The 15,428-nt window shown below is 55.8% G+C and carries 12 protein-coding genes; 9 read left to right on the forward strand and 3 right to left on the reverse strand.

Translation table 11 applies throughout. The features are described from left to right. Positions 1 to 459 precede the first annotated feature (459 nt). Entirely contained in the window at positions 460 to 1,824 is a 1,365-nt protein-coding gene (gene ppnN, locus EKN38_RS07085; RefSeq protein ID WP_008499641.1) for a nucleotide 5'-monophosphate nucleosidase PpnN, read from the reverse strand. Positions 1,825 to 1,940: 116 nt separating this feature from the next. Beyond that, a complete protein-coding gene (gene queF, locus EKN38_RS07090) occupies positions 1,941 to 2,783 on the reverse strand; it encodes an NADPH-dependent 7-cyano-7-deazaguanine reductase QueF (protein ID WP_014833103.1) in 843 nt (280 codons plus the stop codon). A 69-nt stretch (positions 2,784 to 2,852) separates the two neighbouring features. Between queF and syd the strand changes: the two genes are divergently transcribed. From syd to EKN38_RS07135, 8 genes are all read left to right on the forward strand, one after another. Further along, on the forward strand, positions 2,853 to 3,398 hold the full coding sequence (gene syd, locus EKN38_RS07095) for a SecY-interacting protein (RefSeq protein ID WP_014833102.1): 546 nt from the start codon (positions 2,853 to 2,855) through the stop codon (positions 3,396 to 3,398). 631 nt (positions 3,399 to 4,029) lie between these two features. Next, entirely contained in the window at positions 4,030 to 4,359 is a 330-nt protein-coding gene (locus EKN38_RS07100; RefSeq protein ID WP_013098527.1) for a YqcC family protein, read from the forward strand. Further along, entirely contained in the window at positions 4,356 to 5,141 is a 786-nt protein-coding gene (gene truC / locus EKN38_RS07105; protein ID WP_047361410.1) for a tRNA pseudouridine(65) synthase TruC, read from the forward strand. Before EKN38_RS07100 ends, truC begins: the two co-directional genes overlap by 4 nt. Positions 5,142 to 5,156: 15 nt before the next feature. Next, a complete protein-coding gene (locus EKN38_RS07110) occupies positions 5,157 to 5,606 on the forward strand; it encodes a flavodoxin (protein ID WP_014833100.1) in 450 nt (149 codons plus the stop codon). Positions 5,607 to 5,940: 334 nt separating this feature from the next. Then, the gene (gene gudP / locus EKN38_RS07120) at positions 5,941 to 7,296 is read left to right on the forward strand and encodes a galactarate/glucarate/glycerate transporter GudP (protein WP_014833099.1); all 1,356 of its coding nucleotides are present in this window, start codon (positions 5,941 to 5,943) and stop codon (positions 7,294 to 7,296) included. Next, complete coding sequence (locus EKN38_RS07125) at positions 7,296 to 8,636, forward strand: enolase C-terminal domain-like protein (protein WP_014833098.1); 1,341 nt, start codon at positions 7,296 to 7,298, stop codon at positions 8,634 to 8,636. Before gudP ends, EKN38_RS07125 begins: the two co-directional genes overlap by 1 nt. Before the next feature lie 15 nt (positions 8,637 to 8,651). Beyond that, the gene (gene gudD / locus EKN38_RS07130) at positions 8,652 to 9,989 is read left to right on the forward strand and encodes a glucarate dehydratase (RefSeq protein ID WP_014833097.1); all 1,338 of its coding nucleotides are present in this window, start codon (positions 8,652 to 8,654) and stop codon (positions 9,987 to 9,989) included. Positions 9,990 to 10,076: 87 nt separating this feature from the next. Continuing rightward, positions 10,077 to 11,216: a glycerate kinase gene (locus tag EKN38_RS07135; protein WP_014833096.1), complete on the forward strand. Its 1,140-nt coding sequence runs from the start codon at positions 10,077 to 10,079 to the stop codon at positions 11,214 to 11,216. Positions 11,217 to 11,291: 75 nt separating this feature from the next. Here EKN38_RS07135 and barA read toward each other — a convergent pair whose 3' ends face one another. Next, positions 11,292 to 14,051, reverse strand: coding sequence for a two-component sensor histidine kinase BarA (barA, locus tag EKN38_RS07140; RefSeq protein ID WP_063426807.1), 2,760 nt, complete (start codon positions 14,049 to 14,051; stop codon positions 11,292 to 11,294). Positions 14,052 to 14,108: 57 nt separating this feature from the next. Here barA and rlmD point away from each other — a divergent pair, with 57 nt between their 5' ends. Then, positions 14,109 to 15,407: a 23S rRNA (uracil(1939)-C(5))-methyltransferase RlmD gene (gene rlmD / locus EKN38_RS07145; protein WP_014833094.1), complete on the forward strand. Its 1,299-nt coding sequence runs from the start codon at positions 14,109 to 14,111 to the stop codon at positions 15,405 to 15,407. Positions 15,408 to 15,428: the final 21 nt, after the last annotated feature.

Here is a 15,428-nt window from a genome sequence, read left to right on the forward strand (position 1 = left end):
AAAAATGCCTGACGGTAATATGAAATTCGTTCAGTGACGGTTTTTTAATAATTTTCACCCGTAACTATTGGCGGGCGGAAAGATACATTCTACTTATGAATGTATCAGTGATCGCGATCCCAAATGCAATAATCCACTCATGATGTGGGTATATTTAGACCATTTCTCTGTTAAAAAAACATCAAAGAGAATTTACGGGCGCGAAGGCTACCATTAACAACATGTGACCTGAAAGAGTGGCCCCTAAGATAGGTGTCTTACGCTGTAAAGACGGTGGGTTTTAGGATTTTCTGATAAGTAATTTGCTTTAAGGCTTATAATTTATGGTTTCAAAATCCAGGTAATCGTTTGCGTTCGCTGCCTGTTTGTAAATCGTATAAGAGATGGCTATGAATTGATGCGAAAAAAAGCCGGGTAGCGACAGAACGCGACCCGGCCCTCAGATGAACGATTGAAACGTTACGTACAGATTTCGTAGCAAGGAATGTAAGCTGAGCCCGGCAGCTTCATGCGGTGTTGGGCGACAAAGCCCTGCAGCATGTCATCCATGCGGCGCATCATCTCCGGGTCACCGTGGATCTTATACGGGCCATACTGCTCAATGGCGCGGATCCCCACCTCTTTCACGTTACCCGCCACAATGCCGGAGAAGGCGCGTCGCAGGTCGGCGGCCAGCACTTCCACCGGCTGGTCCGGATAGAGTTTCAGGTTCGCCATATTCTCATGCGAAGGCTCGAATGGGATCTGCAGATCCGGCGCGATACGGATTGACCAGTTAAAGCTGTAAGCGTCTCCGGTATCACGACGGTTCTCTTTCACCAGCGGCATCGCCTTTTTCATCTGACGCGCCACTTCTGCGGCATCGTCAATGATAATGCGATAGTGACGACGTGCGGCTTCACCCAGCGTATGAACGATAAACTCGTCCAGCACACGGAAGTAGTCGGCACTCTCTTTCGGCCCGGTCAGGATTAACGGCAGAACCTGATCTTTGTTGGCCGGGTTCATCAGGATCCCCAGCAGGTAGAGCAGCTCTTCCGCCGTTCCTACCCCGCCCGGGAAGATGATAATGCCGTGGGCGATACGGACAAACGCTTCAAGGCGTTTTTCGATATCCGGCATGATAATGAGTTCGTTAACCAGCGGGTTAGGTGGTTCAGCGGCGATGATTGACGGCTCGGTCATGCCGATAAAGCGTCCCTCTTTGTACCGCTGCTGGGCATGACCCACGGCGGCACCTTTCATTGGCGCTTCCATCGCGCCTGGACCACAGCCGGTGCAGATATTCAGCTCGCGCAGACCAAGCTGGGTCCCCACCCGACGGGCGTAGAGATATTCGGTTTCGTTAATCGAGTGACCGCCCCAGCAGACGACCATATTCGGTGCTTCGCCAACGTGGAGGGCACGGGCGTTACGCAGAATAGAAAACACCAGGTTGGTGATATGAACCGAGCTTTCCAGGTCAAGATGCTGGAAGCGGCCCGCGTTGTGGATCTGCCCGTTAACAAACAGGATGTCACGCAGCACGGCAAACAGGTTGGCCTGCAGGGAACGAATAATCCGCCCGTCGACGAAGGCCTCTTCCGGCGGGTTAATGACTTCAAGTTTCACACCGCGCTCGCGGCGCAGTACGTTGATATCAAAGCTTTCGAAGCGGGATAATAGTTCTTTACTGTTGTCAGTCAGGCTTCCGGAGTTCAGTACGGCAAGTGAACAGTTACGAAACAGTTGATAAAGATCGCTGCTGGCCGTGCGCTTAAGCATGTCCACTTCCAGCTGCGACAACATATCCATTGAGCCAAGCGGGCTAATATGTGTAATCAAGTGAGCTCCTTATGGGACGATTATCGTCATTCCCTGTTGATTACAATAGCCCTGGCGTGTGACGTTTCACAACCTAAAGCGCGTCATTACTCGCCCATATTGTGAAAATATTTATATTACTGACGTACCAGTCGACCGGTTGCAGGCACAAAATCGGTATTGGTGCGCCACGGGTTAATATCCAGCCCACCACGACGGGTATAGCGCGCGTACACGCTCAATGTCTCTGGCTGACAGAAGCGCTGGATATCGTTAAAAATGCGCTCCACGCACTGCTCGTGAAATTCATTGTGGTGACGGAACGACACCAGATAGCGCAGCAGCTTTTCCCGGTCAATTTTCGGGCCGCGATACTGGATCTGCACGGATCCCCAGTCCGGCTGGTGGGTAATCAGGCAGTTGGACTTCAGCAGATGGCTGACCAGCGTCTCCTCCACGATCTTCCCGCTCGCCGCAGTTTCGAGGTACTCGGTGCTGAATTCGTAGTTATCCACCTCGATATCCTGATCGTCGATGCAGGTGCCGTTAAAGTGGGCGATGGGCTGTCCCTCCAGCTCATTCAGGCGATACAGCGCAACGCTCACGTCGCCCTGGGCGCAGGCGCGTAAATCACGCTCCAGCGTGTGCTGAACCTCTTCCAGGCTGGTGAATTTGGTCTGATTAAAACTGTTGAGGTACAGCTTAAAGCTTTTGGATTCCACCAAGTTCTGGCTGGCGTGGTCCAGCTCAACCTGGCCCACCGCCACCTGCGGCAGACCGCGAGCATTAAGCCAGGAGAGTTCATACAGCGTCCAGATATCACCGCCGACAAACGGCAGCGCGTCTGCACGTAATCCTAAAGGATCGCGGTTGAGGCTGCGTGGAACACCCTGCAGCAGGCTGGCATCGTAGGTGTCGCGGTAATCGGTCGATTTGCCCAGCGTTAAGCCGGTTAACGCCTGATGATTTTCGTAAGACATGTTTCATAGTCACTTTACAGGTACACTTATGGGCTGAGTTTATCCTGTCTTACCAGAAGAGAGAAATCGGTGGATATCGAAACTGCAAATGCCCTTAAGACCTTCACGACCCGCTACTGCGACGCCTGGCATGATGCGCGCGAAACGTGGCCGCAAAGTGCTGATTTATATGGTGTACCGTCGCCCTGCATTATCTCTTCGGTGGATGACTACGTTATCTGGCAACCGCAGCCCTGGAGTGGCGAGCAAAATGTAAATGCGGTTGAACGCGCAATGGACCTTGTGGTACAACCAGCGATTCACGCGTTTTACACCACGCAGTTTGCAGGGGATATGCCTGCCCGCTTTGGTGATGTGGCGCTGACGCTGTTGCAGACCTGGAGCGAAGACGATCTGCAGCGTGTTCAGGAAAACCTGATTGGTCATCTGGTCACGCAAAAACGCCTTAAGCTTTCTCCGACACTCTTTATTGGCACTCTGGACAGTGAACTGGATGTTATCTCCGTCTGCAACTTGTCCGGTGAGGTGATCAAAGAGACTATCGGCACCCGCAATCGCGAGACGCTCGCCCCCTCTCTTGCGGATTTCCTTACCCGACTTGAGCCGCTTCTGTAATCCATCATGCTACAGCGCGTGTGAGAGATCTCTTACACGGTTTGTGAGAGATCGCCGCAACATTCAGTATTACCTTACGGAATTAAGAATAATATTATTATAACTATCAAGGTATTAGTCTGTTTCTGACTCATCATCCCTGCGATCCTTAAGCTTACAACCCTCACAGGGTGGGTTGTAAGACGAAGCGGAATAGCGGATTCTATCTCTGTCGACAGGATGCCGACACGAGAAACGAACATCAGGATGATGGCGTTACTCAAACTGGACACGTCAGGATGGCGCTGCAGGAAGGCTTCAGGATGAAGCAAAAGGATAACGCAGGATGCGTAAGGGACACCTCCAGGAAGGAGAACGAGAGCCGGTCAGGAAGAACGGTGGGTCAGGATGGCCAGGACGTTTCAGGATGAAACAGACACATCAGGACGATGTGCGCGGGATGCAAAAGGTTTACGGATGACCAGGCCTTCGGGCTTCAGGAAAAGTTGTCACGGATGAGCAGGGAGCATGAATTGTAGCTGGAATGCTGCGAAACGAACCGGGAGCACTGTTTTTACAGTGCTCCCTTTTTTTATTTCTGCTGCCTGCAATGCTATGCTGCGCGCCGTTCATTTTTTCAGTTGAGGTTATTATGACGCAACACGATAGCGTTCGTGCCCGGTTGCACGCCATCGAAGCTCTTTTGCGCCAACATCAGCTGTGGCAGGAGACCGCGCCGCAGCCAGAAGCGTTCGCAAGCACCCAGCCGTTCTGCCTGGATACGCTGGCGCCGTTTGAGTGGCTTCAGTGGGTGTTAATTCCCCGTATGCATGCGCTGCTGGAAGGGGGACACCCGCTGCCGCAGGCGTTTGCTGTCTCGCCTTACTATGAAATGGCGCTGGAGGCCACCCACCCGGCGCGTGCTGTCATGCTGGCTGAGCTGGAAAAGCTGGATGCGCTGTTTGCCGGTGATGACGCATGACGCTTGAGATCCTCTATCAGGATGAGTGGCTGGTGGCAGTGAACAAACCGTCGGGATGGCTGGTGCACCGCAGCTGGCTGGATCGTGACGAGAAGGTGGTCGTGATGCAGACCGTGCGCGACCAGATTGGTCAGCATGTGTTTACCGCCCATCGCCTGGACCGACCCACTTCCGGTGTACTGCTGATGGGATTGTCCAGCGAAGCCGGTCGTCTGCTGGCGCAGCAGTTTGAGCAGCATCAGATCCAGAAACGCTACCATGCGATTGTGCGTGGCTGGCTGACAGAAGCCGCGACGCTTGACTATCCTCTGGTGGAAGAGCTGGACAAAATCGCCGATAAATTTGCCCGCGATGACAAAGGTCCGCAACCCGCGGTGACCGGGTATCGCGGTATGGCGACCACCGAAATGCCGGTGGCAACCAGCAAATTTCCCACCACCCGCTACAGCCTGGTTGAGCTATTGCCCAAAACCGGGCGTAAACACCAGCTCCGCCGACACCTGAAGCATTTGCGTCATCCGATTATCGGCGACAGCAAGCATGGCGATCTGCGGCAGAACCGCAGCGCGGCCGAACATTTTGGTTGCGATCGTCTGATGCTGCACGCAAGCGAACTGAGCCTGACGCACCCGTTTACCGGTGAACCGCTGACGATCCATGCGGGTCTGGATGATGTCTGGATGCAGGCGCTGTCACAGTTTGGCTGGCGGGGGCAACTCCCCAAAAATGAAAGGGTTGAGTTTGTCTCAGGCAACGTTCAGGATGAACAGCAAGCGCAATAATTAAGGGAACACATCATGGCTGAAGTAGGCATTTTTGTCGGCACAATGTACGGCAACTCGCTGCTGGTAGCGGAAGAGGCTGAAGCGATACTCGCAAGCCACGGGCATAAAGCCACGGTTTATGAAGACCCGGAGCTGGCAGACTGGGAAAAGTATCAAGATAAATACATTCTGGTGGTCACCTCCACGACCGGGCAGGGCGATCTGCCGGACAGCATCGTGCCGCTGTTCCAGGGCATTAAAGACCGGCTTGGCTATCAGCCGAACGTGCACTACGGCATCATCGCCCTGGGCGACAGTTCTTACGCCAATTTCTGCGGCGGCGGTAAGCAGTTCGACGCGCTCCTTCAGGAACAGAGCGCCCAGCGCGTGGGCGAGATGCTGCTGATTGACGCCGGTGAACACCCGGAACCCGAAAGCGAGTCAAACCCGTGGGTTGAGAACTGGGCCACACTTCTCAAATAACATCCTGCCCGGCGGCGCTTCGCTTGCGCGGGCCTACGGGTTTTCCTGGCCGGGTCAGGCGGTGCCGCCACCCGGCGATAACGTCCGCCCTAAACGCCAATTCCGTGAACCATCTTCCACTCTCTTAGGCTTTTGCCACAAACAACCGTTCTCATGCCCCTCAATGTTGTGTTTTTGCACGGTGAGAGAACGTGTCACTCCTTCATATACTTTCCCGGTCACAATAAAACGGCTTCAGGCCGTACCAAAACGACAAACACCAATCTCATTCTGATTACCCTACCGGTGCTGTACAGAGTGAACCAGGCGAAAGCTATGTTTCAGGAGTGCAACAATGAGTACATTAAGCCACGCGGCGAGCAGCGCGGAGAAGCGCACTAATGCTCGCTACTGGATAGTGGTGATGCTGTTTATCGTCACATCCTTTAACTATGGTGACCGCGCCACGCTGTCGATTGCCGGCTCTGAAATGGCGAAAGACATTGGGCTTGATCCGGTTGGCATGGGGTATGTTTTCTCCGCATTTTCATGGGCCTATGTTATCGGTCAGATCCCGGGAGGCTGGCTGCTCGATCGTTTTGGATCCAAGCGCGTCTACTTCTGGTCCATCTTTATCTGGTCGATGTTTACCCTGTTGCAGGGCTTCGTCGATATCTTCAGCGGCTTCGGCATTATCATTGCGCTCTTTACCCTCCGTTTCCTGGTGGGGTTAGCGGAAGCGCCTTCATTCCCCGGTAATAGCCGCATCGTGGCCGCCTGGTTCCCGGCACAGGAGCGAGGAACGGCGGTGGCGATTTTTAACTCTGCCCAGTATTTCGCGACGGTGATCTTTGCGCCGATTATGGGCTGGCTGACGCATGAAGTGGGCTGGTCACACGTCTTCTTCTTCATGGGGGGACTGGGGATCGTCATCAGCTTTATCTGGCTGAAAGTGATCCACGAGCCGAACCAACATCCGGGCGTAAACAAGAAAGAGCTGGAGTACATTGCGGAAGGCGGGGCGCTGATCAACATGGATCAGAAAACCCAAAAAGCAAAAGTCCCGTTCAGCCAGAAATGGGCGCAGATCAAGCAGCTTGTCGGTTCACGCATGATGATCGGCATCTACCTGGGACAGTACTGTATCAACGCCTTAACCTACTTCTTCATCACCTGGTTCCCGGTATATCTGGTGCAGGCGCGCGGTATGTCGATTCTGAAAGCGGGCTTTGTCGCCTCTGTACCGGCTATCTGCGGCTTTGTCGGGGGCGTGCTGGGCGGGGTGATTTCCGACTGGCTGATGCGTCGTACCGGTTCGCTGAACATCGCCCGTAAAACGCCAATTGTGCTCGGCATGTTGCTTTCGATGACCATGGTGTTCTGTAACTACGTCAGCGCGGAGTGGATGATCATCGGCTTTATGGCGATGGCCTTCTTCGGGAAAGGCATTGGTGCCCTGGGCTGGGCGGTCATGGCGGATACCGCGCCAAAAGAGATCAGCGGCCTGAGCGGTGGGCTGTTCAACATGTTCGGCAACATCTCCGGTATTGTCACCCCGATTGCCATTGGCTACATCGTCGGGACCACGGGCTCATTCAACGGTGCGCTGATTTATGTGGGTGTGCACGCCCTGGTGGCGGTCCTGAGCTATCTGGTGCTGGTGGGTGATATCAAACGTATTGAACTCAAACCTGTAGGGGAGCGTGGCTGATGACAACACAATCGAGCCCGGTCGTCACCGATATGCAGGTCATCCCGGTGGCCGGACAGGACAGTATGCTGCTTAACATTGGCGGCGCGCATAACGCCTGGTTTACCCGCAATATCGTGGTGCTGACCGACAGCGCAGGGAACACCGGTGTTGGAGAAGCGCCGGGGGGTGAGGTGATTTTCCAGACGTTGTCAGATGCCATTCCACAGGTAGTCGGCCAGGAGGTCGCCCGTCTGAATAAAGTGGTTCAGCGTGTCCACAAAGGCAACCAGTCGGCGGACTTTGATACCTTCGGCAAAGGCGCCTGGACGTTTGAACTGCGCGTCAATGCGGTCGCCGCGCTGGAGGCCGCGCTGCTCGATTTACTCGGAAAGGCGCTGAACGTTCCGGTCTGCGAACTGCTGGGACCGGGCAAACAGCGTGATGCGGTGACGGTACTGGGCTATCTGTTCTACGTTGGCGATCGCCACAAAACCGATCTGCCTTATCTGGCGCACTCACCGGGTCACCATGAGTGGTATCACCTGCGTCACCAGGAGGCGCTCTCCAGTGACGCGGTGGTTCGGCTGGCCGAGGCGGCACAGGACCGCTACGGTTTTAAAGACTTCAAGCTCAAAGGCGGCGTATTACCTGGCGAGCAGGAAATTGAAACCGCGCGTGCCCTTAAGAGACGTTTTCCGGATGCCCGCATCACCGTTGACCCTAACGGCGCATGGTTGCTGGACGAAGCGATCGCCCTGTGCAAAGGGCTGGGGGATGTCCTGACCTATGCGGAAGACCCGGTTGGGGCTGAACAAGGCTTCTCGGGTCGCGAAGTGATGGCGGAATTCCGACGCGCCACCGGCTTGCCAGTCGCCACGAACATGATCGCCACCAACTGGCGCGAAATGGGCCATGCGGTCATGCTGAACGCGGTCGATATTCCGCTGGCAGACCCGCACTTCTGGACGCTTTCCGGCGCGGTGCGTGTGGCGCAGCTCTGTGATGACTGGGGGCTCACCTGGGGTTGTCACTCCAATAACCATTTCGATATTTCGCTGGCGATGTTTACCCACGTTGGCGCGGCGGCACCGGGTCACCCAACCGCTATCGACACACACTGGATTTGGCAGGAGGGTGAGGCCCGCCTGACGAAAAATCCCCTGGAAATCAAAAATGGCACCATTGCCGTACCGGATGCGCCGGGGCTGGGCGTGGAGCTTGACTGGGATCAGGTCCACAAGGCTCATGAAGCGTATAAAAAACTGCCGGGCGGCGCGCGTAATGATGCCGGGCCGATGCAGTACCTGATCCCCGGCTGGACATTTGACCGTAAGCGCCCTGTTTTTGGACGTCACTGATAAAAGGATTGCACCATGAGCACGTTGACCACCCCTGTTGTTACTTCCATGCAGATCATTCCGGTTGCCGGCCATGACAGCATGCTGATGAACCTGAGCGGGGCGCATGCGCCGTTCTTCACCCGCAATATTGTCATTATCAAAGATAATGCCGGGCATACCGGCGTGGGGGAAATCCCGGGCGGTGAGAAGATCCGCAAAACGCTTGAAGACGCCATCCCGCTGGTGGTGGGAAAAACGCTGGGCGAATATAAAAACGTCTTAAATACCGTGCGGAATACCTTTGCCGATCGCGATGCGGGTGGCCGCGGGCTGCAAACGTTCGATCTGCGCACCACCATCCACGTGGTGACCGGCATCGAAGCCGCCATGCTGGATCTGTTAGGCCAACACCTGGGGGTTAACGTTGCTTCCCTGCTGGGTGAGGGGCAGCAACGCAGTGAAGTGGAAATGTTGGGCTATCTGTTCTTTGTTGGTGACCGCAAACTGACGCCGTTGCCGTACCAGAGCCAGCCGGACGAGAAATGCGACTGGTACCGGCTCCGCCACGATGAAGCGATGACGCCGGATGCGGTGGTGCGCCTGGCGGAAGCCGCGTATGAAAAATATGGTTTTAATGATTTCAAACTGAAGGGTGGGGTGCTGGCCGGGGAAGAAGAGGCGGAAGCTATCTCCGCCCTGGCTAAACGTTTCCCGCAGGCGCGCGTGACGCTGGATCCGAACGGGGCCTGGTCGCTTGATGAAGCGATCGCCATCGGCAAGCAGTTGAAAGGCGTGCTGGCCTACGCGGAGGATCCGTGCGGGGCTGAACAAGGCTTCTCGGGTCGTGAAGTGATGGCGGAGTTCCGCCGCGCCACCGGTTTGCCTACCGCGACCAATATGATCGCCACCGACTGGCGTCAGATGGGGCACACCTTGTCCCTGCAGTCCGTGGATATCCCGCTGGCTGACCCGCATTTCTGGACGATGCAGGGTTCAGTACGCGTGGCGCAGATGTGCCATGAGTTTGGCCTGACCTGGGGCTCGCACTCCAACAACCACTTCGATATCTCGCTGGCGATGTTCACCCACGTGGCAGCCGCCGCGCCGGGCACGATTACCGCGATCGATACCCACTGGATCTGGCAGGAAGGCAATCAGCGCCTGACAAAAGAGCCGTTTGAAATCAAAGGGGGCATGGTGCAGGTTCCGTCGACACCGGGTCTGGGCGTAGAGCTGGATATGGATCAGGTGATGAAAGCCCACGAGCTGTACCAGAAACACGGGCTGGGCGCGCGCGATGACGCGATGGCGATGCAATACTTAATTCCGGAATGGACCTTTAACAACAAACGCCCCTGCATGGTGCGTTAAGCGACGTGCCGGTTCCTGCGGGAGTCGGCATTTTCGGGAGCCCGGTGGGTGTATGCTTAAAGTAGTGAATTTGCGTAAGGATGGCTTATGAAAATTGTTATCGCACCGGACTCGTATAAGGAAAGTTTGAGTGCACTTGAGGTCGCGACGGCCATAGAGCGTGGTTTTCGCGAGATCTTTCCCGAGGCGACTTACGTCAAACTACCGGTCGCGGATGGTGGGGAGGGGACCGTAGAAGCCATGGTCGCCGCAACACAAGGGCGAATCGTGCATGTCCCGGTGACCGGCCCGTTGGGCGAGCGTGTGGAAGGATTTTATGGGCTATCCGGTGATGAGCAGAGCGCATTTATTGAAATGGCGGCCGCAAGCGGCCTGGAACTGGTCGTCCCTTCGCAACGCAATCCTCTGAAAACCACCTCCTGGGGAACCGGAGAACTGATCCGCCATGCGCTGGATGCCGGGGTTAAACACATCATTATTGGCATTGGCGGCAGCGCGACCAACGACGGCGGTGCGGGCATGGTGCAGGCGCTGGGGGCAAAACTGCTGGATGCCAGTGGACAACCCCTTGGACAGGGCGGGAGCGAGCTGGGGAAACTTGCCCGTATCGACCTTGGCGGGCTGGACAAACGTCTGGCGGAGTGCCGGATAGAAGTCGCGTGTGATGTGACGAATCCGCTCACCGGAAAGGATGGTGCGTCAGCCGTATTTGGTCCGCAAAAGGGGGCTACCTCCGAGATGATCGTTACCCTGGACAACGCGCTTGCACAGTATGCGAGAGTGATTGCCCGGGATCTGGATATCAATGTGCTGAACCTTGCTGGCGGCGGCGCGGCGGGTGGCATGGGGGCCGCGCTGTACGCTTTTTGCGGCGCGCAGTTGCGCCAGGGCATTGAGATCGTGACCGATGCGCTACACCTGGCCGACCAGGTGGCCGATGCGGATTTGGTGATCACGGGAGAAGGTCGCATCGACAGCCAGACGATCCACGGTAAAGTCCCGGTGGGCGTGGCGAAAGTAGCGAAACGCTTTAACAAACCCGTCATCGGCATTGCAGGTAGCCTGACGGCGGACGTTGGCGTGGTACACGATCATGGTATTGATGCGGTGTTTAGCGTGATTTACACCATCTGCTCGCTGGAAGATGCGCTGGAAAATGCCAGCGAGAACGTCAGGATGACCGCAAGGAATATCGCGGCGGTGCTGAAAGTCGGGCAGGGGATGTAGTTCTCCCTCTCCCTGTGGGAGACGGGCGGGGTGAGGGTGCAGGCCCGGTAAGCGTAGCGCAACCGGGCTTATACCTCAGTTTCCTAACACTTTCATCGCTTCCCGCGTTACGTTATCCATCTCATCCAGCAATTCCAGGAACTCCGGTTCCAGTTCAGATTCTGAAGTCCCTGCGCGTAGCTGCTGTTCCAGCAGCTGGCAGAGATTTTTGAGCCGTGGCACGCCGCTGTAACCGCAGCTACCGTGCAGCTTATGGATAGCCTCCAGCAGATCCTCCGGGTTTTCACCCACCAGCTGTTCTTCAACCTTATTACGAATTTCCGGCAGGAATGCGACCAGCATCTGGAGCATTTCACGGGCTAAATCGGGCTTACCCGCCGCCTGGCGTAACGCCAGCTGCCAGTCGAAGGTGGCGTTCTGATTCACACTTATCTCAACCGGCTCGGCTGATAAGGTGTACGTTCCGCCGATATGTCCCGGTTTGTAGCGCAACAGCAGGTTATGCAGTTTCTCTTCGTCGATAGGTTTCGCCAGATAATCGTTCATTCCGGCGCTGAGCAGCTTCTCTTTCTGACCGGCCATGGCGTGCGCTGTCACGGCAATGACAGGCGTTTGCTGCTGATGAGGAAGCTGACGGATTAACTCGCAGGCGCGAATGCCATCCATCCCGGGCATCTGGATATCCATCAGGATTAAATCGAACTGCATCTGTTTAGCCTGTTCAACCGCCTCAGCACCGTTGGTGCACAGCTCAACATGCTGGACCTGATCCTCAAGCAGCACGCCAATCAGCTTCAGGTTTGCCGGGTTATCATCCACCGCCATGACGCTCATCGGCAGCCTCTGTTCATCATTCTCCAGCGCCACGGCATGTTGATTCAGACGGCAATATGCCGTCAGTGCGGGTAGCAGACGTGTGGCGGTGAGGGGTTTAAGCAGACAGGCAGCCGCCCCGTCATTTTTCAACTCTTCGGCATTGATCTGGGCATGGCACGGCAGCGCCAGCAGCAGGTAATCGGTCATCGACGCGGCTTTCGCCAGCCGTTCCTGCTGCATCGTGAGTTCGCCGGTAAACGTCACTGGGATCCCCATCAGCAGGATGTCGTAATGCTCAACGGTCAATGCAGAGAAGGTCGGGCTGTAGACCACCTCCAGCGGCGTGGAGCTTAAGATATCCAGCGTGCACTGGGCTGCCGCGGCGTTCGGCTCCACGTAAGCGAGGCGCTTGCCTTTCAGGCAATCCGTCACCGGACCGTCCGTCAGCACGTTTGGGTTGAGATCCAGGTTGATATGGAACCAGAACGTCGACCCCCGGTTTGGCTGGCTGTGGAAAGAGATATCGCCGCCCATCTCTTTAACCAGTTTTTGCGTGATAACCAGGCCCAGGCCCGTACCACCGTGACGTCTTGAGATACTCGCATCCGCCTGACGAAACGCCTGGAACAGACGGGATTGATCCCGCTCAGGAATGCCGATGCCGGTATCGCGGATCTGTACTTCAATCTGGACCTTGTTATTACTGATGGAGCGTTTTTCCACCAGAATGTCGATATTGCCGCTTTCGGTAAATTTGATGGCATTACCGACAAGATTGGTGATGACCTGCTGCAGGCGCAGCGGATCGCCGATGACGTTATCCGGCACGTCGTTTTTAATGTTCAGCGTCAGCTCAAGCCCTTTGTCATGCGACGAGTGCGCCAGCAGCGTGACCACCTCATCAAGCGTACTGCGCAGCGGGAACGGAATACTCTCCAGAATCAGCTTGCCGGCTTCCAGCTTGGAGAAGTCCAGCACATCATTAATGATGGCCAGCAGATTGTTGGCCGAGCGTTCAATGGTGTGCAGGTGATCGCGCTGGGTGGGGTTAAGCTCGCTTTTCAGCGTCAGACGGGTAAAGCCAATCACACCATTGAGGGGCGTACGCAGCTCGTGCGACATATTGGCAAGGAACTCCGATTTAATTCGCGCCGCTTCCTGGGCCCGCTTTTTCGCCAGATCCAGCTCGACGTTCTGGATCTCCATCTGCTCCAGCGTTTCGCGCAGATCCGAGGTGGCCTGATCCACGTTATGCTGCATCTCTTCGTGATAGGCCGCCAGCGACATCGCCATCGAGTTAATGCCGTTTTTCAGCATGTCCAGCTCGCCCAGCATAAACCCTTCCACGCGGCTATCGAGCTGGCCCCTGCGGATGCGGTCAACGGTGTTGACCATGTTGCGGATGGGCCCGGTCACATCGCGCATCAGGCGCCAGCCAAAGATAAGCGCAATACCGATACAGAACAGCATCATCACGCCGGAGATAAAAATTTCTTTGTACTGCTGCAGCCGCACCGACTTGAGATCCAGCTCCAGCGCCACATATCCGAGCATATTGCTGCTGGACTTGGCGTCGGATTGCGCGGACTCATCCGGCGAATAACTCTCCGAAATAATCGGCGTGCGCAGGATCATAATATCGCCGCGTCGCATCACCGTGAGGTGGCGCGGGAATGGCGTACCGTCAGGAATTTTTAATGCTGCCGGGTCAAGATGAAAATTAGAGGTGACGAACAGGCGGTTATGCTCGTCATAGACGGAGATCGCACGCACAATATCCGAGTGGCGGCGATGCAACACACTGATTAACTGACCAATCGATTCGCGGTTTTGCAGGTTCATCCCGTATTCGCTGGACACGGCCAGCGGTTCGATGATGCTGGCTCCGGCATCTTCCAGCTGTCGCTGCAGGTCGTTATAGCGGTGCACAACGAAGAAGATACTCAGCAGCAAACCGATGAGAACGGTGGGGGCGAGGATCAAAATCATCATGCGCGCGCGCAGGCTGTAGTTGGTCATGGCGTTCCGTTATGGGACAATTAAGATAATTATGTATATTTGAGAAAATTCCCGGCGATGGCGCAATTCTACTCTGCAAAGCGACGCGTGACGACGCGTCAGATCATTACTGTCGAAGCCACGGACCTTGATCCTTTTGGTCAGGGAGTGGCGCGCCACAATGGTAAGACACTGTTTATAACAGGTTTGCTGCCCACAGAACGAGCAGAAATTACGCTGACGGAAGATAAACGCCAGTACGCACGCGGGAAAGTATCGCGCCGTCTGACCACCAGCCCGGAGCGCACAGAGCCCCGGTGCCCTCATTTTGGCGTCTGCGGAGGCTGCCAGCAACAACATGCCAGCGTAGTTTTACAGCAAAAAAGTAAGAGTCACGCCCTGGCACGCCTGCTCAGGCATGACGTTGACGACATCATTGACGACCAACCCTGGGGCTATCGTCGTCGCGCGCGGCTGAGTCTCAGCTATCAGCCCAAAAACGAGCGGCTGGAGATGGGATTTCGCAAAGCGGGCTCCAGCGATATCGTCGATATCAGGCAGTGCCCCATTTTGGTGCCCCGTCTTGAGGCGTTGCTCCCGGCGGTGCACGCATGTCTGTCCGGGCTGGACAATGTTCGCCACCTCGGTCACGTGGAACTGGTCCTGGCAAACAATGGTCCGCTGATGGTGCTGCGCCACACCGCGCCACTGTCAAAAAAAGACCGCGAAAAACTGGAACGCTTTTCGCATTCCCACGAGCTGGCGCTTTTTCTCGCCCCACAAAGCGAGATACTGGAGCAGGTTACAGGTGAAGCGCCCTGGTATGCGTCAAACGGACTACGCTTAACGTTCAGTCCGCGAGATTTCATCCAGGTTAATGACGGCGTCAATCAGCAGATGATCGAAACCGCGCTGACGTGGCTGGATGTCCAGCCGACTGACCGCGTGCTTGATCTCTTCTGCGGCATGGGCAATTTCACGCTGCCGCTGGCCCGTAAAGCGGCAAGTGTGGTGGGGGTGGAAGGCGTCGAGGCGCTGGTGGCGAAAGGCCAGGAGAACGCGCAACAGAACGGCTTGCAAAATGTGACATTCTTTCATCAAAATCTGGAGGAAGATGTCACGCAGCAGCCCTGGGCGAAACAGGGCTTTGACAAAATTCTGCTCGACCCTGCACGCGCAGGCGCACCGGGCGTGATGCAGCATATAATTAAACTCGCCCCGAAACGCGTGGTCTACGTTTCCTGTAACCCGGCAACGCTTGCCCGGGATAGTGAGGCATTACTCAGCGCGGGTTACCAGATTCAGCGTCTGGCAATGCTGGACATGTTCCCGCACACTGGGCATCTGGAATCGATGGTGTTGTTCGAGCACATCTAATTTGTTTGGCTTGTCGACTTC

The sequence above is a fragment of the Enterobacter sp. WCHEn045836 genome (assembly GCF_003965585.1).
In the GTDB taxonomy this organism is placed as follows: Bacteria; Pseudomonadota; Gammaproteobacteria; order Enterobacterales; family Enterobacteriaceae; genus Enterobacter; species Enterobacter dissolvens.

Bases quoted from the DNA above. Each gene is read 5' to 3' on its own strand.
- queF (WP_014833103.1), bottom strand. From the start codon at position 2,783: ATGTCTTACGAAAATCATCAGGCGTTAACCGGCTTAACGCTGGGCAAA.
- EKN38_RS07100 (WP_013098527.1), top strand. From the start codon at position 4,030: ATGACGCAACACGATAGCGTTCGTGCCCGGTTGCACGCCATCGAAGCT.
- truC (WP_047361410.1), top strand. From the start codon at position 4,356: ATGACGCTTGAGATCCTCTATCAGGATGAGTGGCTGGTGGCAGTGAAC.
- EKN38_RS07110 (WP_014833100.1), top strand. From the start codon at position 5,157: ATGGCTGAAGTAGGCATTTTTGTCGGCACAATGTACGGCAACTCGCTG.
- gudP (WP_014833099.1), top strand. From the start codon at position 5,941: ATGAGTACATTAAGCCACGCGGCGAGCAGCGCGGAGAAGCGCACTAAT.
- EKN38_RS07125 (WP_014833098.1), top strand. From the start codon at position 7,296: ATGACAACACAATCGAGCCCGGTCGTCACCGATATGCAGGTCATCCCG.
- gudD (WP_014833097.1), top strand. From the start codon at position 8,652: ATGAGCACGTTGACCACCCCTGTTGTTACTTCCATGCAGATCATTCCG.
- EKN38_RS07135 (WP_014833096.1), top strand. From the start codon at position 10,077: ATGAAAATTGTTATCGCACCGGACTCGTATAAGGAAAGTTTGAGTGCA.
- barA (WP_063426807.1), bottom strand. From the start codon at position 14,051: ATGACCAACTACAGCCTGCGCGCGCGCATGATGATTTTGATCCTCGCC.
- rlmD (WP_014833094.1), top strand. From the start codon at position 14,109: ATGGCGCAATTCTACTCTGCAAAGCGACGCGTGACGACGCGTCAGATC.